At 39.9% G+C, this 18,289-nt stretch carries 20 protein-coding genes and 1 CRISPR repeat array; of the genes, 4 read left to right on the top strand and 16 right to left on the bottom strand.

Annotated elements, in window-relative coordinates; genetic code table 11:
• Positions 1-14: 14 nt before the first annotated feature.
• The 3 genes from ACQY73_RS11420 to ACQY73_RS11430 all read right to left on the bottom strand — a co-directional run bounded on the left by ACQY73_RS11420 (position 15) and on the right by ACQY73_RS11430 (position 4,159).
• Entirely contained in the window at positions 15-209 is a 195-nt protein-coding gene (locus ACQY73_RS11420) for a hypothetical protein (RefSeq protein WP_428665695.1), read from the bottom strand.
• A gap of 92 nt (positions 210-301) precedes the next feature.
• Positions 302-1,714: a CRISPR direct-repeat array (repeat unit 30 nt; unit sequence CTTTTAATCGTACCAATGTGGAATTGAAAT).
• 559 nt (positions 1,715-2,273) lie between these two features.
• Positions 2,274-3,044 (bottom strand): LytR/AlgR family response regulator transcription factor, encoded by a 771-nt coding sequence (locus ACQY73_RS11425; RefSeq protein WP_428665698.1) that lies wholly within the window; start codon positions 3,042-3,044, stop codon positions 2,274-2,276.
• Positions 3,041-4,159 carry a sensor histidine kinase gene (locus ACQY73_RS11430; protein WP_428665701.1) on the bottom strand — a complete coding sequence of 373 codons (1,119 nt, stop codon included), beginning with the start codon at positions 4,157-4,159 and terminating at the stop codon, positions 3,041-3,043. The genes ACQY73_RS11425 and ACQY73_RS11430 overlap by 4 nt, the downstream gene beginning before the upstream one ends.
• Positions 4,160-5,037: 878 nt before the next feature.
• Between ACQY73_RS11430 and ACQY73_RS11435 the strand changes: the two genes are divergently transcribed.
• Positions 5,038-5,421 (top strand): nuclear transport factor 2 family protein, encoded by a 384-nt coding sequence (locus tag ACQY73_RS11435; protein WP_428665704.1) that lies wholly within the window; start codon positions 5,038-5,040, stop codon positions 5,419-5,421.
• A 22-nt stretch (positions 5,422-5,443) separates the two neighbouring features.
• On the opposite strand, the gene ACQY73_RS11440 is transcribed toward ACQY73_RS11435, so the two are convergent.
• On the bottom strand, positions 5,444-6,187 hold the full coding sequence (locus ACQY73_RS11440) for a BPL-N domain-containing protein (protein ID WP_428665707.1): 744 nt from the start codon (positions 6,185-6,187) through the stop codon (positions 5,444-5,446).
• A 243-nt stretch (positions 6,188-6,430) separates the two neighbouring features.
• Here ACQY73_RS11440 and ACQY73_RS11445 point away from each other — a divergent pair, with 243 nt between their 5' ends.
• Positions 6,431-7,699: a hypothetical protein gene (locus tag ACQY73_RS11445; protein ID WP_428665710.1), complete on the top strand. Its 1,269-nt coding sequence runs from the start codon at positions 6,431-6,433 to the stop codon at positions 7,697-7,699.
• Positions 7,700-7,864: 165 nt separating this feature from the next.
• Here ACQY73_RS11445 and ACQY73_RS11450 read toward each other — a convergent pair whose 3' ends face one another.
• The gene (locus ACQY73_RS11450; RefSeq protein WP_428665712.1) at positions 7,865-8,977 is read right to left on the bottom strand and encodes an acyltransferase family protein; all 1,113 of its coding nucleotides are present in this window, start codon (positions 8,975-8,977) and stop codon (positions 7,865-7,867) included.
• Positions 8,978-9,402: 425 nt separating this feature from the next.
• On the opposite strand from ACQY73_RS11450, the gene ACQY73_RS11455 reads away from it, so the two are divergent.
• Complete coding sequence (locus ACQY73_RS11455; RefSeq protein WP_428665715.1) at positions 9,403-9,789, top strand: hypothetical protein; 387 nt, start codon at positions 9,403-9,405, stop codon at positions 9,787-9,789.
• A 2-nt stretch (positions 9,790-9,791) separates the two neighbouring features.
• Here ACQY73_RS11455 and ACQY73_RS11460 read toward each other — a convergent pair whose 3' ends face one another.
• Both ACQY73_RS11460 and ACQY73_RS11465 read right to left on the bottom strand, forming a co-directional pair.
• Complete coding sequence (locus ACQY73_RS11460; RefSeq protein WP_428665717.1) at positions 9,792-10,166, bottom strand: hypothetical protein; 375 nt, start codon at positions 10,164-10,166, stop codon at positions 9,792-9,794.
• 40 nt (positions 10,167-10,206) lie between these two features.
• Positions 10,207-10,584 carry a hypothetical protein gene (locus ACQY73_RS11465; protein ID WP_428665720.1) on the bottom strand — a complete coding sequence of 126 codons (378 nt, stop codon included), beginning with the start codon at positions 10,582-10,584 and terminating at the stop codon, positions 10,207-10,209.
• A 144-nt stretch (positions 10,585-10,728) separates the two neighbouring features.
• Here ACQY73_RS11465 and ACQY73_RS11470 point away from each other — a divergent pair, with 144 nt between their 5' ends.
• Positions 10,729-11,346, top strand: coding sequence for a hypothetical protein (locus tag ACQY73_RS11470; RefSeq protein WP_428665723.1), 618 nt, complete (start codon positions 10,729-10,731; stop codon positions 11,344-11,346).
• A gap of 200 nt (positions 11,347-11,546) precedes the next feature.
• Here the strand turns inward: ACQY73_RS11470 and ACQY73_RS11475 are convergent, their stop codons facing one another.
• The 9 genes from ACQY73_RS11475 to ACQY73_RS11515 all read right to left on the bottom strand — a co-directional run bounded on the left by ACQY73_RS11475 (position 11,547) and on the right by ACQY73_RS11515 (position 18,285).
• Positions 11,547-11,738, bottom strand: coding sequence for a hypothetical protein (locus ACQY73_RS11475; RefSeq protein ID WP_428665725.1), 192 nt, complete (start codon positions 11,736-11,738; stop codon positions 11,547-11,549).
• Between the two features lie 330 nt (positions 11,739-12,068).
• Positions 12,069-13,610 carry an SBBP repeat-containing protein gene (locus tag ACQY73_RS11480; RefSeq protein WP_428665727.1) on the bottom strand — a complete coding sequence of 514 codons (1,542 nt, stop codon included), beginning with the start codon at positions 13,608-13,610 and terminating at the stop codon, positions 12,069-12,071.
• Between the two features lie 263 nt (positions 13,611-13,873).
• Positions 13,874-14,608 (bottom strand): hypothetical protein, encoded by a 735-nt coding sequence (locus tag ACQY73_RS11485; RefSeq protein ID WP_428665730.1) that lies wholly within the window; start codon positions 14,606-14,608, stop codon positions 13,874-13,876.
• A gap of 48 nt (positions 14,609-14,656) precedes the next feature.
• Positions 14,657-15,064, bottom strand: a complete 408-nt coding sequence (locus ACQY73_RS11490; RefSeq protein ID WP_428665732.1) for a hypothetical protein — start codon at positions 15,062-15,064, stop codon at positions 14,657-14,659.
• A gap of 81 nt (positions 15,065-15,145) precedes the next feature.
• Positions 15,146-15,958, bottom strand: coding sequence for a hypothetical protein (locus ACQY73_RS11495; RefSeq protein WP_428665735.1), 813 nt, complete (start codon positions 15,956-15,958; stop codon positions 15,146-15,148).
• A gap of 727 nt (positions 15,959-16,685) precedes the next feature.
• Positions 16,686-16,874 carry a hypothetical protein gene (locus ACQY73_RS11500; protein ID WP_428665738.1) on the bottom strand — a complete coding sequence of 63 codons (189 nt, stop codon included), beginning with the start codon at positions 16,872-16,874 and terminating at the stop codon, positions 16,686-16,688.
• 8 nt (positions 16,875-16,882) lie between these two features.
• The gene (yidD, locus tag ACQY73_RS11505) at positions 16,883-17,251 is read right to left on the bottom strand and encodes a membrane protein insertion efficiency factor YidD (protein ID WP_428665741.1); all 369 of its coding nucleotides are present in this window, start codon (positions 17,249-17,251) and stop codon (positions 16,883-16,885) included.
• A gap of 320 nt (positions 17,252-17,571) precedes the next feature.
• Complete coding sequence (locus ACQY73_RS11510) at positions 17,572-17,919, bottom strand: helix-turn-helix domain-containing protein (RefSeq protein ID WP_428665743.1); 348 nt, start codon at positions 17,917-17,919, stop codon at positions 17,572-17,574.
• A gap of 3 nt (positions 17,920-17,922) precedes the next feature.
• The gene (locus tag ACQY73_RS11515) at positions 17,923-18,285 is read right to left on the bottom strand and encodes a helix-turn-helix domain-containing protein (protein ID WP_428665745.1); all 363 of its coding nucleotides are present in this window, start codon (positions 18,283-18,285) and stop codon (positions 17,923-17,925) included.
• Positions 18,286-18,289 lie beyond the last annotated feature (4 nt).

Consider the following 18,289-nt stretch of genomic DNA (forward strand, 5'->3'; position numbering starts at 1 on the left):
CTTTTCCGACAACTTTATGAGTGTGCCTGTTTGGGATAAAGTGCATGCGTACCAATACTTTTCTGTAATTTGTTTCGAAGAAAAATGAATCCTTGCTGTAGTTTATCGTCGATAGGCAAAAGCGAAAGGTCTTTAATGTGCTGAAAATACATATCAAGGGTATCTCTTATTGATACGCGATTGATTATCAGCAGTCGTCGAAGGTCCATTAAAATCACAGTATTGGTCTTCGACGATTTTTGTGTTTGGAATCAGGCAAAAAACAACCGAAATTGAGCCAAAATAACCGTTTTTTCAACGCCTTTTAATCGTACCAATGCGGAATTGAAATTTTCCCGCGTTTCGATCTTATTACTGTATTTCTCCTCTTTTAATCGTACCAATGCGGAATTGAAATTATTATAACGGTCTTGCAATTCTTGCTCTAGCATACTTTTAATCGTACCAATGCGGAATTGAAATACGGTGAACGTATCAACATCGGATTTGCAATTGCCGGCTTTTAATCGTACCAATGCGGAATTGAAATCGCTCAATGTTGAGCTTTTCGGCAATAAAATTGGCACTTTTAATCGTACCAATGCGGAATTGAAATTTCCTTTGGCCGGTACGCATTTCAAATCGTACCCCGCTTTTAATCGTACCAATGCGGAATTGAAATTGCTGAATAGCCGTTTTCTTTGGCAGGATTCAGTTTGCTTTTAATCGTACCAATGCGGAATTGAAATGATAATGCGGTGTTCGCCGTCGACGCGGGTGGCTTTCTTTTAATCGTACCAATGTGGAATTGAAATTGTATGCCTGGCCACGTGCATCGAAAGTTTTTCATCTTTTAATCGTACCAATGTGGAATTGAAATCAGAAGAGGAATTAAGGAAGGCCGAAGAATTGAAACCTTTTAATCGTACCAATGTGGAATTGAAATTGCCGTTACAGTTTGATACTGTCAATATCACGAATCCTTTTAATCGTACCAATGTGGAATTGAAATTGTATACAATTGGTGCCCTCTCTTTAAATACACTTTACTTTTAATCGTACCAATGTGGAATTGAAATTCAAAATAGATGGTGACAGCATGGAGCCACGATTGCTTTTAATCGTACCAATGTGGAATTGAAATATTATTTAACGATCAATGCTGAAATCGGGGCTTTGTGCTTTTAATCGTACCAATGTGGAATTGAAATATTGACCGAGTGACTATAGGCGTATTGCTTAGTGAACTTTTAATCGTACCAATGTGGAATTGAAATAAACCAACCCCGCCATGCTGTCGAACATGATTGACGCTTTTAATCGTACCAATGTGGAATTGAAATAGTTCATGCAGCGTTTTTAGCACCTGACGTGCCTTCTTTTAATCGTACCAATGTGGAATTGAAATTTGCCTTTCAGGACAGCATTGATCTTTGCTATCTCGGTACTTTTAATCGTACCAATGTGGAATTGAAATTAGGCATCCAGTCCGGAAACTGCTTCAGGAATTGCCGCTTTTAATCGTACCAATGTGGAATTGAAATGAAAAACGGCAACATTCATTTTCATATCCTGATGGACTTTTAATCGTACCAATGTGGAATTGAAATTTGCCTTTCAGGACAGCGCCGGTTTTTCATTGGCTTCTTTTAATCGTACCAATGTGGAATTGAAATAGCGTGAGCAGTTACGTCGTTGGTTGGCACTTTTAATCGTACCAATGTGGAATTGAAATACCAATGAACGCTTAAACTTTTAATCGTACCAATGTGGAGTTGAAATTTGGGTTTTTAAAGATCTCCCCGCCGTTGTACTGCGCTTTTAATCGTACCAATGTGGAATTGAAATTTATTCGTAATACTCGTTTTGAAACGCGTGCTAATCTTTTAATCGTACCATAGTAGAGTACAGTTGTTGGTAGGATATGAAGAAAGTAAAAAGCCACCTTCTAAAAGAGGCAGCTTTCAAGGAATTGATCCAATTCAACAAAAAGATAGATAATAGATTCGAAAGATGGATTATCAGTATAAAATACGAGGCCGCAAAATGCAGCCCCGATTCCGGTCAACTTTTTTCTATTTCAATTTAAGGATATGCCTATTACAGTTTAACCTGTGTGTTAGTTGCTTACTGAAATAACTTACATCGAAAATATCATCTGCCTTTGAGGCAAAAAAATTAAAAAGACCCAATGGCGAAATCAAGTGTCTGAATTCGCTTTTCAGATGATCGAAAATTGCGGTCACTTCTTTTTTGTCTGAAAATTTTGCAGTTTATGGGTTGTGGAGCATGCGTTATTTCCCCAACCAATCTTTAAAGCTTGAGACTCGGTCTCCGCTTACAAATATTTCCTGCCGAAGAATGGGTTCCAACTCCAACTTAAGTTTACCCCCGGAGAATGAATGGGCCGTTTGAATGGCCCATAGGGCTGCCAACAATGATCGGTTTACCCTAAAAAACAAATGAGGATCAAGAATTTGAACCAACCTGTCGAGGCTGTAATCGACCGCCCAACGGTCTCCGTCGTTGGTAATCAATAAGGTGACCCGATCTTCATATATGAAATAGGCCACATCTTTGATATTAATACTGCGGTATTTTGGGCCCAGAGAAACCATAAAACGGTCTTTGTAGACAGTTGGCATTGATTTTTCGATCAGGTGCTCCAGCGGCGAGGTGTCAATCAATGCCGGTTTCCGGGTCTGCCAATGTAATTTGAACTTATTTAACGCCCCGGCCAATTCGTCAGCATCAATGGGTTTAAGCAGATAATCAATGCTGTTGACCTTAAATGCCTGTAGTGTATATTCGTTGTAAGCTGTGGTAAAAATAATGGGGATCGTAAGCTGTAGTTCATCAATGATTCGAAATCCAAGATCATCTTCCAAATGAATATCTAAAAAGATCAGATCAGGTTGGGGATGAGAAGCATCCTGAAACCACTGAATGGTTTTGTTGACGGAGCGGAATTGGGCCAACACCTCAATGTACGGGTCATAGCTGTGGAGTAATGCCTGCAATCGTTGAGCCGTTAGCGTCTCGTCCTCAATGATCAGTACTTTCATTGCAGAAGCGGTATTTTAACAACAAAAAAACCATCATTCTCGCTGATCAAAACAGGACTGTCGGTCATTAATCGGTAGCGTTCAATAATATTCTGCAATCCCAGCCGGGTTGACGGTTCGGACTTCTGTCGACGCTGAATAGGATTGCTGATCATTAAATAACTCCCCAGAATATCAATCATCACTGTAAGCGGCTCTTCGGAGGACATACGATTGTGTTTTACGGCATTTTCAACCAATAATTGCAAGGTAAGCGGGGCAATGAAATAATTGCCCACCTCCTTTTCGGATATATTTATGTTGACCTGAAGCCTTTGTTCAAAGCGGGTATTAAGCAAGAAAGTATAGGTCTCAAGAAAACCAAGCTCTGTTTTTAAACTGATGCGTTCGTGTGCACTTTGCTCTAAAATATAACGGTATGCTTTCGAGAGTCGATTTATGAATTGAACCGACAACTTAGGATTTGTTTCGACCAACGAAGTCAAAATGCTGAAATTATTGAACAGAAAATGCGGACTAACCTGATTTTTAAGGGCTGTCAATTGCATTTGCAGGTTTACTTTTTCCATTTGTTCAGCCTTTAACCGTGCAATTTCGAATTTAAGGTAAGCTCTCCGATAAGAGGCAAGGTAGAACGCTGAAAGTAATGCCATGATGGTGAGAGAATTGATCCCTTTTTTCATTGGAAATCGGGGAAAATTTCGATAACTTAAATTGCGGGCAGATTCTTTTTGAAAAATCCCGAATTGCGTTTCCAGGGCATTTTCGGTGATCGTCCACAGGGCTCGAAAACCGATATTGAAGACAATGGCCATACCGCAGGCAATGATAAATGTGGCGAGTTGGGCAGGAATCTTAAATTCAATTAAAAAGTCATTCCCAAACCAATTATACAGTTGGTGCTGTAACCATTCAATAAAGGCGATCCACAGAAAAAAAAAGAGCGCAATCACGATAAATTCCATTGTCCAAAGCGGTATTCGCTCCCATGACAATTGCTGACGGATATCCGGAATAAGGGCGTACATCCGTAGAGGCATGTAAATAACCGAGACACTCAACGCAAGTTGCCCCATTTGGCGAATGGTCAGTCGGTCGGCTGAGCTGTTATTCATTGCCGATAAAAATAAAGTTTCCAACCCATGCTGCCAAATTATCCCGACGGACTTCCCCTTTTGATTGTTTGAATGACTTTTTTGATTGCCTGAATGGCCCTCGGAAGCGCATTTCCTGATGAGCAAAAATAGCAAATATCGGTAAGATCGGTACTTTTATTTACTCGTTTTATGAGAGGTCTACTTAGCCGAAAAAAGAACAATCTAACAGTCCGCATTATATCGAAGATGTTGCCGCTCATATTCATCCAACCATTTATAAATATGAATTCTTTACTAACTTCTTCTTTATTCATGCAGTTTCAGAAAAGGCTGAATTAACTCCTCACATGATGTTCCTGTTGTCTTATTAAAATGAAATGGTTTTACAAAAAGCCGTTGGATCACGATGAAGTATTACCTTTTTTAATTTATTCGGTAAATCTTGAAAAATAATGATAGGCCGTTTCCAAAAAGTTTATTGTTTATAATAAGGTGGTAAAATAGGTTTAAATTATCCGCGTTTGGAATTATATGCCCAAAAGTAAGACCTGATCAATGTACATCAAAATAGACCCCGACGAATTGCTCCTTTAAGGTATCGAATGAGGATGAAGTATAGTTACATTCGGGCTTTAGGATAAATTCGGTCGGTGAAAAAAGACAAAAAAAATACCCTTCAGAGGGTATTGAATGATCTTTGGTTGGCATCTACTTTTACCTGATAAATCTATCTCAAGTTTAGGCTGATAGGGTTAATATCAAGTCAACCGTCCCGTTGCACAATTACCATTTTAACGATACATAAAATGAGTCGAATTTTGATACTTCTTTTCCTGATGTCGTGCATTTTGACATCATGTAAAACCGGTTTGAGCAAAAAGGAAACAAAAACAGGTATGACAACTGAAACAGAAAATAATACGACGAGCCTTACACTTGCGGCAGTAGAAAGGTTCAATGAGGCGTTCAATCGTCACGATGTCAATGCGGTGATGAATGCCATGACCGAAGACTGTATCTTTGAAAATACGAATCCACAACCGGACGGCACCCGTTTAGTGGGAGCCGATGATGTCCGAGCGTATTGGAAAAAATTCTTTACTTCCAATCCGGACGCTGTCTTTGAGACAGAGGAGGCATTTGTCAGTGGTGACCGTTGTGTAGTGAGATGGATCTATCGCAAGACAAAAGAAGGGAAACCCTGGCATTTGAGGGGCGTGGATATTTTCAAAGTCCGCAACGGGAAGGTGTCGGAAAAATTGGCTTATGTAAAAGGCTAATAGGAAAATTTATTGAGGCTGCTTAAAAATGAGGCATTGCTTTTTTTTCCATTGCTGCCATTATAAGTCCGACCGCATAGTTATGACTGCTTTCGATGGCCGTTGAGAAATAAAACTCTTTTCTCCATTTTTCCGGCGCTTCCGGGTGTACTCCGGTAAGCACCACCCACCCTGAACCATAATTTCCCTGAACAGTTGCCGGTGTGCCGTCCGGGTATTTTGAAACCACATTTCCCCAACTACTGAATTCAGGACCGTCTTCCCAATAATGTTCGATCGTTGCTCCATCTGCATTGATAACAGCAACGGCCGCCTTTCTTATGCCTTTATACTCAGCTGAATAAAATTTAAATTGTACACCTTTGGCAATATTGAAGCTATTATTTCGAGTATTGCCCGCCAAAAAACCGCCGGCACAAATTCCCAAATAATTTAATCCTTGGTGAACCGACTTTTGGATAGTGTTGGCAGTTTTCGGTGTAAGCCCTTTACCCATTTCTATAAAATTCCCACCGGGTATGATGATCAACTTATATTTCTTCAACCGGTTTGTATCCAACTCGTTTAGTTGATCGGAATCTACCGTAACAAAATCCAGATGATTTGAGGCCAAAATATCTTTGATCGCTTCCACGTCGTTAGGCGACGTGCCTGTACCGTCAAAAAGTAAAATCGGGGCTTCTTTTAGTGCACTTTTACAGGCTGCAAACAACAGCATAATCATAAAAAAAGTCAAATAAATACGCCTATTTTCAGACTTTGCCATTCCTGTTATTTTTTTATAATTATTAAGAATTTGCTGTATAGGGCTTTGTAATAACGGCTGTTTAATGCAGGCTTGATACACTTTTTCTGTAAGTAAGCTGCAACACTTGTACAATACAAATTTTGCCAAATTTTCTTTCTGCAGAACAATCATCGAAACCAGTTGGTATTATATAATTGATGTCACAACCTTTTAGAATCGGTTAGCGTCTTTAAAGTACCAAAACATGTTACCGGTTTTACCATGAAACGATCTCTTTTCCGGTTGATTGTACTCTTACTCCTGAGCTCTTGCAGGGAGAAAACGATTGATCCTACGAAACGGGTAAGACCGGTTACGTTGCAGATTGTCATAAGTGGGGCCGAGTATAAGCTCAGCTGGCAGGAAATGCATATAGTTTGTATTACGGCACCCTGCCCCGATATTGCCGATGTGGAAGCTGAAGAATACGAAGTACAGATTGCTACCGGTGAGTTGGGGGCGTTTCATACCTACAAGACCCTCGATGCTAACCAAAAATCAATCAATATTCCTGTGGCTCAAGGTGGGGAGCAATTAGTTGCCCGAATCGTATCGAAAAACAAAAGTGCACCACCTGTGAACTCTAATTCGGTGATGGTCACCAACGGGTTTTTGTCTCAATCGGCTTACTACCCCGGATTTGGATTGTCAGGAGACGTAATGGGAGGAGATGTAACATCGGATGGCACGAAAACAACGTATTCTTTAGTAATTGAAGAAGGTCCGGGCCAATATAAGATTCCGCTGTATATAGCTGAGATGCAATATGAACGCCCTGTCTCTACAAAACTTGTTACTCGACAGGGTGCGGGCGCTACATTTTCGCCGGACGGAAAGCAGCTTGCTTATCCTTCCGTCACAGAGAATGGCCTGATGATCTACGATATTGCGTCCGAGCATACGCGAATTCTTCCGGTGGTAGATATTGCCCTGATACAAGGGGTAGACTGGTCGCCGGATGGCAAGTGGCTTGCTTTCTCTACGGTTTCCAATGAAGAATCCCGCCTTTGGAAAATAGCCACATCGGGTGGTCAGCCAATTCCCCTGACACCTGTTTTGCCCATTCGCGAATCAAATTACATTCGACAAACCGACATAGACTGGTCGCCGGATGGCCGCTTCATCGCAGTGTCACGCGCCCGCAACAACAATGACAACGCGCAATGGCGCGCCGTTGTTTCCCTTTATTCACCGGATGGAAGTGGCGAAGTGAATTATTTTGAAACGCAGCCCGGCTGGATCGACACAAATCCCTCGTTTTCACCGGACGGAAAACAGCTTGCTTTTCTAAGTACAAGAACCGATCCGTCGGCCGGTACCTACAGCCTATGGGTTCGGGATCTAACTACAGGCAAGGTACGTCAAATCAACCTGTTACCGGGCCTGATTCCATCAAGTGACTATGTGCCGCACTGGCTTGGAAATGAGCGACTGCTGTTTATGGGTATTCAGCAAGGCCGAAAAGGTTATTTTACCGTATTCCTGCTGTGATTTATTTTCATCTCTAAATTTACATGCAGCATCTTACTTAGCGGTAAGCATTGATTATCTGCCGGTTAGATTAAGTATAAAATTCATACCTTATTTTGGCTTTGATTTACTTTACAGGCCAGTGAGGCCGGAATTCTAATCCGGTACAATATACTTTTCTTTTCGTTACATCAGCTTTTTTCGCAACCCAGCTCTTACCGGTTCATCGTACAACTTTAAACTTGCATAAGCCAACACGATAGCTCCTGAAAATGTAAGCAGTGCATAAGGCCAAGCCTGCCATAACGTAATGCCCTTGTGATTGCTTACCCATGCTACGTAGAAATAGACAAGCACATAATGTGTCATGTATAATGGGTAAGAAAGATTGCCGAAAAACTGACAAATTTTTTCTTCTGTTTTACTACGCACCACACCACCGGCACCGATATATACAATCAGTGGAAAGACAATGATGATGCAAAAAGCTTCGTACAAACCATTCATCCAACCATGCTCTGCACCGCCTATTCTTGGCATAAACAAAACAGCCGCCACCAACACACTACACCATAAGAAAGCATTCTTGATATAGACCGGCCTGGCTACCCGCGATAAAAGCAACCCGGCAAAAAATGGAAATATCGTACGCGTTATCCCAACACGCATGTGTTCGACATTAAGTGTCCAGCCACCGGTAACGTCTCCGTTGGGGTTAGTAACTGCAAAATGCAAAAGCAGTGCACCTGCCACTACCACAAAGAAAGCCAATGCTTTATCAGATAATTTCCTTAGTCCCAGCGCATAGAGAATATTGGCTATATACTCGAAAAATAAGGACCAGCCAACGCTGTTGAGCGGATGCATTTCCTGCCAGCCGCGTATATCCATGGAAAGTGGAATGGGTAAAATCGTATATCCTATCAGCATAACGACGATCAGCTTCCATACAGGAACCGTATGAATGAGCGGCCATATGGTTGAATCAGTAAAGTAAAAGCCGATGGCGCCGAGGGTCATGCCCAATACAACGAGTGGTTGCAGCCGCTCGAACCGGCGCCTAAGAAAGCCGCCGACGGTTAATTTGTCCCATCTGTCGTCGTAAGCATAACCGATTACAAAGCCGGATAGGAGAAAGAAAAAATCAACTGCCAGATAGCCATGGTTTACAACATTGTCAAGGTGGCTTTTGGCAAGCGGCTCAGTAAGGTGAAAGAATACGACGATAATAGCTGCTACCCCCCGAAGCCCATCCAGTAGTTGATAATGCGGCTTTGTGCCAAATTTGTTATTGTTCATTAACAGTAAGAAGCGTCTTGTATCCCCCGGTCAAATATACGACTTCTTTATTTCGGTTATAATATGCCGGTGTCATGACAGAAAAAAATAGCCACATTGATTGTAACTTAAAAAGGTCAGTGTCTATCATCGAACCGATGAGAAGAGTCACAAACTCGCCTTCAGTCTCTTAGAGACAATATGCTCGAAGGCGATATTGCGCACGTCGTAGATAGTGTGCCCCCAACGCTCTATGTTTTTGGTGATAGAAAATAAACTTCAAAATGCTATCATAGCTAAAAAATAAGTATTTACCACCCCATACCTGCCTATTTTGGACGATTATTATGCAGCACGCCAAATAAAATTGGGGCAAAAATTGTCAAACCCTATTTGTGTATATACTTTAGGTACCGAATCAGAACAGGGTTGTGGTGCCGCACGGTATGACGATCTACCACCTGCGGCCGGTGAACCATCAGGGTCGGAAGTCGATCAAGTATTATCTGAAGCGCAAGAACGACTGCGAGCACGATGCTTCGGCCGCCGAAGACCAAAAGATGGTGGTGGAGCTGAACCGCAGTATTCGGCTGATAGAAACGAAGGTAGCGGCCAGCTACGCCGACAATCGGATGACGAGCATTCAGCTTTACTTCAACGATAACCACGGCGGCACGACTCCCGAGACGGTGCCGAACCCGCTGCGGTGTAAGCTCAATATTCAGGGCAAAAATCGCTTTGAGCGGGTGATCAACCGGGACATCATTTCCACGGAGGAGTATGGAAACTTGCCGAAGGCAGAGAGCTTTAAAGGTTTTAAAGAAAAATGGTGATACTATAAATATTTTATGGAGGTCAATTCAAAGGGGTGTCCATGTTTAAACTGAACTCCTTCAATCCCCGGAAATGTCATTATATAGCCACTTATTTTAACTTTGACACTATCTTTTTTGGCTCTTTCGGGCATGTTACACGCCAACCAAAAAGAATACTTACTCATTGGAGTTGAATCCCGAATTATATATGCCGTATCCCTCCAAACGCTCCGATGAACGGTGGTGACCATATCAATTACTTTTGCTTCTACTGAATAATTGGAAGTCCATTTACAGCTTAAGCTTCTCATAGGAACGTAGTCTGACTTTTTGCATCCGCAAAATGCCAACAGTAAATAACTGAGAATCGAAATGGTGTATCTTTTGGCTTTCATAACGGTTGAGGTTGAGTACGGTTTATTAAGAGAAATGGTGCTACTGTAAATATTCAATGGATATAAGTTCAAAGGGTCTTCCATAGATGAGACTGGACAGTTCAATTCCCGGAAATGTTATTATGTAGCCGCTTATTTTGACCTTCATGCCGGCTTTTTTTGCTTGTTGGGGCATGTTGCATGGCAACCATTGTGATCCGTTTTCATTACTTGGAGTTGGGTTTCGAAACACAAATACCGTATCATTATGTGTTGCCTGAACGGTAGTAATGACATCAGTTATTTTTGCCTGTACTGAATTATAGTCAGGCCATTTACAGCTTAAACTACTGATAGGGATGACATCCTTTTTATGGCATCCGCAAAATCCCAGCAATAGATAGCTGAGAATTGAAATGGTGTATCTTTTGGCTTTCATAACGGTTGAGGTTGAGTACTATAAAGGTATTTAAATTTTAGATTCAAAATTCAGGTGTATCAAAAGGAAAAATCACTTATACCTTGAATAATAAAAAGCCTCAAGGCAGGTTGATTATTTATTACATCATCAAATAATAACGCCATGAAAACTTCCAAAGTCACCTCGACATCACTACTGAGTTGGGTCTGTTTGCTTTGCCTGTTGGGATGCAAAAAAGAGAAGGAAGAGGAGCCGGCACCCATCCCTCGCAATTTTGCTCAAATTGTCATGGATGGAAAACCATGGAATCAAACCTTATCTAACGGCATTACTGTTGCTACTCGAACTACCTGTGCCTCCTGTTGGTTAGAGCATCTGGACCCGCTCTACAAAAACTTCTTCTCACTGTCAATTGATCGTTATTATGACTTGGAAGATTATAGGAAGTATCCGTTTGAGACTATTGCAATTGGTGCAATTCCCCTAAGAACGGGAGAATATAAGTTTGATGAAGTGCATAAATCGCCCTGCCGCCCCGATACAATTCCGCAGGCCGCATTTTATACCAGCGAATTTGATACCGGTAAGGATACCTATCACATACTCCCAGGTACACAACAATTTATTCGGGTGACAAAAGTAGAGAAATCCGTAGGGTATGTGGAAGGTGAATTTATGATGACGTTTATTCGTGTCGCTAAAACCAAGGATTCTACTTCTCCCGATACGCTTCGTATTCAACCTTCTCGCTTTTCGGGTTTTATTGGGTCAAATTGGTAAACAGAAAAATAGTGATAGAAATGCATTAAAAAGACTTTTTAAAAAGTTGCACCCTTTTTAAGAATTATCCACTGACAACCGCCGCATAAACAGCAAGTTGTCAGTGGATAGTACTTTTTTAACTGTACAAATCTCTCAGGGAAGCCCGTCCTTTAACATTTTAATTTCCATTTTCGAAACGGCGAATAGCTCAAAGCCATCTACATAAACTCCATATCAAAGGAAACGTACGAGTATGAAAGATGTGGTTTTGATATGTAAACGGCATAATAGTCAACTGTATCACTCAAGTGAGTGGTATTCTCCTGATTGGTGGTTGCTGCCTTCTTCTCACTTCCTTTGTCTTTGTTGTAGTCGCCGGTAATGGGAGCCATCTGTATAGTAACGGTCATTACTGAAACATTTTTGGGTTTACCCTGATACGTGGTGGTACGAAAATAAACAAAAAACGCCTTAGAAGCGAATCTAAGGCGTTTTTCATATCACGTTGTGCTATGTCGTACTAATTCTGTGCACCCGAAGGTTTTGCAACACTATCTTTATAATAATCTAATAATCAATGACTTATAAACAATTTAAACTTAGCCGCTGAATCATTACTGAAACATATTAAAATTTTGACTTAATTATTCATGGCTTCGGCATCCGTACTTCTCTCATTAATTGTATTAAGCATTGCTTCAAAAAAAATTAAAAACCAATTCTTTACTAATTATAACATATCATTTGCGTAATCGTAGCCAAAACATATCCATTCCTCCTTCTCCAAAAATGGAATATCCAAAATTAGACAGTAACGTATTACCAAATATTACATCTGATTCAAAACCACCTGTTACATATACGTCTCTATTGGTACCAACTTTAACAGAGACACCACTATCTCTCCAACTTCCTCCATACTGTTCAATCCATTCAATATTTCCGGAAACTTCATCATATCTTGCAACAAATACATCTGACTTCCCTTTTGAAGTACACGTTACGTTAAAGCCAAAATTAACTGTTCCCTCAAATAATCCTGTTACATACAATCCTCCATATCGGTGAAGGCTCAGTGAATTAACTAATTCGTAGTCCGTTCCTCCTAGTTGACGTACCCAGGCAAATTCCCCATTATCTCTATATCCTGCAATAAATCCATCTGTGTTGGTGTTACTCATGGCAGTTCGACTTGTGGAACCTCCAAAATTTACAGTACCAAAAAATGCTCCCGAAACATAAAAAAAACCATCATGAGTTACAGCAATAGAGGTAGCTACATCATTGTTTGTGCCTCCCTCTCTTTTAGCCCACTGAAATACCCCCTCGGTACTGTATTTAGCAATAAATACATCAGAACCGCCTGCCGATACGAGTGGTGTGATGTTACCAAAAACAGAATTATAATAAAACGACCCGGTAACATAAATAAAGCCATAGGTATCCATTGCAATTGCTGCAGCGTAAACAGCCCCGGCTCCCGTCTCTCGTTTAATCCATTGTAATTCGCCATTCGAATTATATTTAGCAATAAATGTACTTGGATAAGTTGAGGAAGGAAAAGAAGTACCATCAAAAATCGCATTATAGATAAAATAGCCGGTTACATATACATTTCCACTATCATCAACCACTAAAGCCTTTCCATCATCATCACCATCACCTCCACCTTGTTTTACCCATTGCAGGACTCCATTCGTGTCATATTTTGCAATGAATATATCATCTCCCCTTACGGAAGTAAGGGCAATATTGCCAAATGTAGCTCTACTGTAAAAACTACCGGTTATATACACATTACCACTATTATCTACCCCAATACTCTTTCCATAGGAATAACCAAATCCTCCTCCTCGTCTGACCCACTGTAATAAACCATAATGGTTATATTTAGCTACAAAAACATCGTTGCTTCCTATTGATTCAACTCTTGTATTACCAAAAGTAGCTACTCCGGAAAAATTGCCCGTTATGTAAATATTGCCTTGTGAATCAACAGTAATTGCCCTTCCAATGTCAGTAGCTGTACTTCCTGCCTGATGTGCAACAACATCAGGAGACGTATTTTGTGTCAGACAAATCCATTTTCTTCCATTATACATTCGGAGACATTTAAATGAAATATCATAGACCATCTGGCCTTCTTCCGGGGAAGCTAAACTTACGATTTGCTCATATGTTAATTTGGGAGGAGTAAGGCTTGTAGGGGAAATTGTTGCGTTTTGCGACCAACTTGTATAAAACAGGCAATAAAATAAAAAAAAGAAGTAAATTTTCTTCATATAAGGCAGATCATTTAAGCTTAAGAAAAAAATAGGCAACAACTTAAAGGAGTTGTTTTGCCGCTATTAATAATTTGTAAATATAAGCAATCTGAATTACAGTACGATTTGGAAAAGAGCCGTGGGTGCTGCTTTGAGTTCTTAATATGTGGTCTGTGAGGACACTGACCAAGGAGCAAGATGCTATATCAATTTCCTATCCTTTGGTCTGTGTCACACTGACCAAGAAGCAGACAGGAAGAATTGATTTTCTCTCTGCTTTTCTATCGCCTGAACAGGAGTCCCGTTTTATTTATGTTTTCCCAACCGGCTGAACTTATCAACTTATAACTTGGTAATAATTCCAGTCGGTCTTCTCTCATATCAATACCCATAACTAAGCCAAGACCATTTTTGTAAGCAATATCAAGTAATGTCAGAAAAGCATCAGCACGTCCATTATCTTCAAAATGCAAATTTTCCTTGTCAAGATAAAGTAATTCAACATCTTCGCTGCTAATCCAATTTGATACCCCCATCATGTCGTCACAAAAAAACTCGTTCCTGCTGTCAAATTCTCCAATAATACTGTAGGAAAGTGTTTTGAAGTTTATAGTAAAATTTCGCATTACTCCACCTTTGCCAAGAGGAATGTGCGGAAAGAAGTCCGCACACGTTTTAAATATATAGTACTCCATAAATCTGCCAAAGTCCGAATAGCCTTCCAACTGACTCAGATAGAGGCTGCGGTCGTTATGGTTTTTAATCTTGTGAAATTCGCGATGGACCTTAAAAGACGTATCAAATGAATTAGAAATTCTGTTAATTGTTTCAATGTTTTGCCTGATCAGTGCGCTCACCTTTGATTCGGAGAAATGAGCAATTCCACACGTGGTATAGAGTTTCAGGAATTCTAAACAGTCCTCTTCTAAGCTTCCTTTCTCCCCTTTCAATACAGGCACGCGCTCGTTATAGAAAGTTTTATAATCAAATAAATGCAAGGTTGTCCAATATCCCATAGTATGTTGCAGTCTGTCTATAGTACTTTCATAGTCCTTAAAGGTTATTTACCTATTTTTCAGGTTTTTGTTGAAGGCTACTTCAATGGTTAAATACCCTTTTTTGGCGGTACAGGGTAAGTAGTAAATAGTGGACCTTTCGAAGCCTCCGAAATAATCTCCCCCTAAATATTTATCTACTTTGCCTGAATCTAATTTTTCGTGATAATCAGAGCAAAATGGACCCTTACTAAAATCATGATTTGGCAGTAAAAAATGTAATTCTGCTTTACCGTTTATTTCGCCTTTTATATGCATACTGTATGATGTAGAACGAGGGCTCATTACAAAAGGAGTAAAAACTCTTTTTTGACTTGCATCCTCAATTTGATAGGTATCAGTACTAGTGGAAATACAGCTAACTGACAAAAATACCAGTAGAACAGATAGAAAATTATTTTTATAAGCATTAGCCATCCGCCAGGAGTACAAAATTTGGAGTTACATAAACGCTTAGTATCATTAGTAGGTCTGTGAGGACACAGACCACGGAGCAGCTCAATATTTAAAATAAGTCTTGGATTTTGATTTTATGTAATCGCTTTCATTTGGGGCTTGCTGAGTAATTATGTTATAATGTGCTAATATAGTAGATGCCGATTCAGGGAATCCTTTATCGTTGTATGATATTTCGTGTTTATAAAAGTCGCTCCTGTCGTTCATTGCTGTAGGGTTATTTTTAGAAATAGCCAGTATGCTTCCCCAGAGTGAGGTTTGAACTCCATAAAGGGTATTTATTATGGTCCATAACATGGCATTGTGATAAAATGGGTTCTTCATTTTATCATGTTGACTAAATGTATATAAACTCAGTAAAGTCCCGTACTCCATGTATTCTATTTTGAGCAAGTTTAAGTCAGCGTTATAGGTGAAAATTTTCTCACTTATAATTGGGCCTTGCGAATTTCTTTGAGTGGTTAGTTTTAATGGGAGCCCCTCTTTGGAAAATACAAGATTTCTGAAATAAGTTGCGCTATTGCCATAATCGGAGAATATAGTTACCTCATTGTCAGACAGGTATTCGATTTTATGATTAGTGGTCTTTCCGTAATTTTTCACTACTATATCTTCTATCCTATTGCCTTTGTAAGTAATAAAGATGCCGTTAGGTCCAAATATCTCAAGAATGTCAAAGATCCTGACAATAGTTGGTCTTTTTTGAGCGTCATACTCAATTTTTGTCATAGTAGTTTTATCAAACCCTGTTTCAAAGCCCGTTTCAGTTATGTAATCCAGCGCCGGGTCGACGTTGTCTTTTTTTGAACAGGCTATCACTAAAAGAAGAAGAATATAAGAGGAAAGCTTTTTCATCTGAACGTTGTCGCTGCTGATTTAAACGGCAATCAATTTATTAATTCCTTATTTATATACGGATGTGGAGTCACATAAACGCTTGGTATCATTTTATTTCCTTCAATATCCTGAATACAATCTGCTCGAAGGCTACGTTGCCGACATCGTAGATAGGGTACTGTTTCAGTGTTTGGAAATGGTCTGTGGGGACACAGACCACGGGGCAGATTCTAACCGTTTCACCCTTATCCTTTAAATATAATGCAACAATTAAAAGAGCTAAATCCGTACTACTAACTCTATTTGCGTTCAAAATATCACGATGTTTTTGATATTTTGGACTATTAGTGTCTATAATGGAAACAAAGCCTTGTTCGGACGCTTTCGCTATTAAATCTATTCTCTTATCTTCCGATGCTCCTCGCTGTGTAGCCCTATCATTTAGTTCATTAATTACATCAAAGGGAATCTAGAAACGAATTTCCGGGATTCTTAGGCCTAACACCTTTGGTTGTCTTAATATAATGTTTGAATCTAGGACTATATTTACCATTGTTCATGCTTTTTAACAAATAGATAAGAAGAACTTCTATATTTTCCTTTAAGTTGTATAAATGCAAATATTACTCTAATAATTATCCAATTCATTATTTCTATCCTGTACAGGATAGCTTAAAAAGGAATAAGGGTCTATGGAAAAGCACAGACCCAAGAGATATAAGAAAAGTAAACTACTTGTTCGCCGTTACTCTTTAACGTACACAGCAAGATAGGTTATAGTAGGCGCGCCAATTCCTAAACAGCCAGGTTTTTGAATCTGGAAGACTGAATGAAATTTATAGCCTTCATTGGCATGTTGAGTGAATCTTGTTTCAAGATTGGCAATGGCCTTGTTTGTAAACTGTGCTCCGATTTGTTCGATTTTATAGTCCATATTACTGATCAGTTGGTTGGTTTAGTCAATTCGTCAATGCCGCCATTCTCCGGTCGGCATCGTTTGAGTCTGGCTATTGTTAATTTTACTCCCTTTAAAAATCCTTTTTCTCTGAAAGCAAGTTCTGCATAGTGCGAACAGCTTGGGTCAAAAACGCATCTGTTACCAAGTCTATGCGATAGGTTGCCTTGGTAAAAGCGGATAGACCGAATAATGAGGTTTAACCATATCGGTTTGTCAGGGATAGTTAGACTCTCTATTTCTTTATCTCGCTTGGTCAACTTGGCGAAGTGGCGCTCAATCAATACCGCATCTTTGGGGTCTACATTAAATTCAAATGTGTCGTTGCCTATCTTTATATTTTTGGGATCAATCATTTTAAAACGGATTACAACCTTCTTGGGTTTTGTTTTCAAAGGGCAATCGACATGCTCTATGTGCAATGCATAAAACGCAATGTTAGCAAAAAAACATGTTATTTATTTAGCTCCCGCAAAAAAGTTATCAAGCGGCATTCTTGATTGAATATCAAAAAGTTACAATGAAGAACTCTACACAGTAAACCAATGCATGCTTACCTATTGCAGTTACTTATGCACTTCTCGTATGTCTTACTTTTACCCTACTTATTGGAGATTATTAAAACTATACCGAAAGGAGATATAGGTTGGCATATTATTGTACCTACCCTTAATTCTCATTGCCCAGCAGGAACAGCCGGATTATATTTTAAACGTTCGTTTTCTGTGGTTTTGAAGTCCAGAAGCTCTTTGGTGGTTTGGAGGAGTTGTTGCTCCAGCTCTTGCCTTCGGTGTTTTTGAAGCTTTTCGGTTTCAGATAGGAGCGGCTCTTCGGTGAATAATTGGCCGGTGGATACGCCCAAGATGGCGCTTAGTGCATAGAGGCGGTTTGCTCTTGGGAGTGTGCCTTTGGTGATCCAATTTAAAACTGTGGAGGGCTTTATGGCGAGCATTTTGGCGATATCGTTTTCGGTTAGCCCTCGTTGAATCATTAAGTGAATTAGATTTTTGGAAAATTGATTCATTCGTTACTTCTGACCCCCGGCTGTTGCGGATTTACTTCTTAATTCTTCGTTTTCACGGGTTTTGTACTTGAGCAGCTCTTGTGTTGTTTTCAAAAGCTCCCGCTCCAATTCTCTGATTTTGTCTTCTTCTTTTGAGTCATTTATGAAAACGGGCGTTTCACTGTCGATTTTTCCGAAAATCCAATCTAAGTTGACTTTGTGGACACTATGAAGTAAGTATACAGGTTTTCCTGAAATGTTTCTTCCCTCCTTAATTGCCATATTATAGTTCGACTGAGACATGCCAATTGATTTTGCAAACTCAGTTTGGCTCATTTTCAAAAACTTCCTTAAAATCTCAATTCTTTGGTTTTCAGAGACTTCCATTGAT

The organism is Runella sp. (assembly GCF_965279615.1).
GTDB lineage: Bacteria > Bacteroidota > Bacteroidia > Cytophagales > Spirosomataceae > Runella.

Excerpts from the sequence above, each read along its gene's own strand:
- ACQY73_RS11420 (WP_428665695.1), bottom strand. The coding sequence starts at position 209 with ATGGACCTTCGACGACTGCTGATAATCAATCGCGTATCAATAAGAGAT.
- ACQY73_RS11425 (WP_428665698.1), bottom strand. The coding sequence starts at position 3,044 with ATGAAAGTACTGATCATTGAGGACGAGACGCTAACGGCTCAACGATTG.
- ACQY73_RS11430 (WP_428665701.1), bottom strand. The coding sequence starts at position 4,159 with ATGAATAACAGCTCAGCCGACCGACTGACCATTCGCCAAATGGGGCAA.
- ACQY73_RS11435 (WP_428665704.1), top strand. The coding sequence starts at position 5,038 with ATGACAACTGAAACAGAAAATAATACGACGAGCCTTACACTTGCGGCA.
- ACQY73_RS11440 (WP_428665707.1), bottom strand. The coding sequence starts at position 6,187 with ATGGCAAAGTCTGAAAATAGGCGTATTTATTTGACTTTTTTTATGATT.
- ACQY73_RS11445 (WP_428665710.1), top strand. The coding sequence starts at position 6,431 with ATGAAACGATCTCTTTTCCGGTTGATTGTACTCTTACTCCTGAGCTCT.
- ACQY73_RS11450 (WP_428665712.1), bottom strand. The coding sequence starts at position 8,977 with ATGAACAATAACAAATTTGGCACAAAGCCGCATTATCAACTACTGGAT.
- ACQY73_RS11455 (WP_428665715.1), top strand. The coding sequence starts at position 9,403 with ATGACGATCTACCACCTGCGGCCGGTGAACCATCAGGGTCGGAAGTCG.
- ACQY73_RS11460 (WP_428665717.1), bottom strand. The coding sequence starts at position 10,166 with ATGAAAGCCAAAAGATACACCATTTCGATTCTCAGTTATTTACTGTTG.
- ACQY73_RS11465 (WP_428665720.1), bottom strand. The coding sequence starts at position 10,584 with ATGAAAGCCAAAAGATACACCATTTCAATTCTCAGCTATCTATTGCTG.
- ACQY73_RS11470 (WP_428665723.1), top strand. The coding sequence starts at position 10,729 with ATGAAAACTTCCAAAGTCACCTCGACATCACTACTGAGTTGGGTCTGT.
- ACQY73_RS11475 (WP_428665725.1), bottom strand. The coding sequence starts at position 11,738 with ATGACCGTTACTATACAGATGGCTCCCATTACCGGCGACTACAACAAA.
- ACQY73_RS11480 (WP_428665727.1), bottom strand. The coding sequence starts at position 13,610 with ATGAAGAAAATTTACTTCTTTTTTTTATTTTATTGCCTGTTTTATACA.
- ACQY73_RS11485 (WP_428665730.1), bottom strand. The coding sequence starts at position 14,608 with ATGGGATATTGGACAACCTTGCATTTATTTGATTATAAAACTTTCTAT.
- ACQY73_RS11490 (WP_428665732.1), bottom strand. The coding sequence starts at position 15,064 with ATGGCTAATGCTTATAAAAATAATTTTCTATCTGTTCTACTGGTATTT.
- ACQY73_RS11495 (WP_428665735.1), bottom strand. The coding sequence starts at position 15,958 with ATGAAAAAGCTTTCCTCTTATATTCTTCTTCTTTTAGTGATAGCCTGT.
- ACQY73_RS11500 (WP_428665738.1), bottom strand. The coding sequence starts at position 16,874 with ATGGACTATAAAATCGAACAAATCGGAGCACAGTTTACAAACAAGGCC.
- yidD (WP_428665741.1), bottom strand. The coding sequence starts at position 17,251 with ATGATTGATCCCAAAAATATAAAGATAGGCAACGACACATTTGAATTT.
- ACQY73_RS11510 (WP_428665743.1), bottom strand. The coding sequence starts at position 17,919 with ATGAATCAATTTTCCAAAAATCTAATTCACTTAATGATTCAACGAGGG.
- ACQY73_RS11515 (WP_428665745.1), bottom strand. The coding sequence starts at position 18,285 with ATGGAAGTCTCTGAAAACCAAAGAATTGAGATTTTAAGGAAGTTTTTG.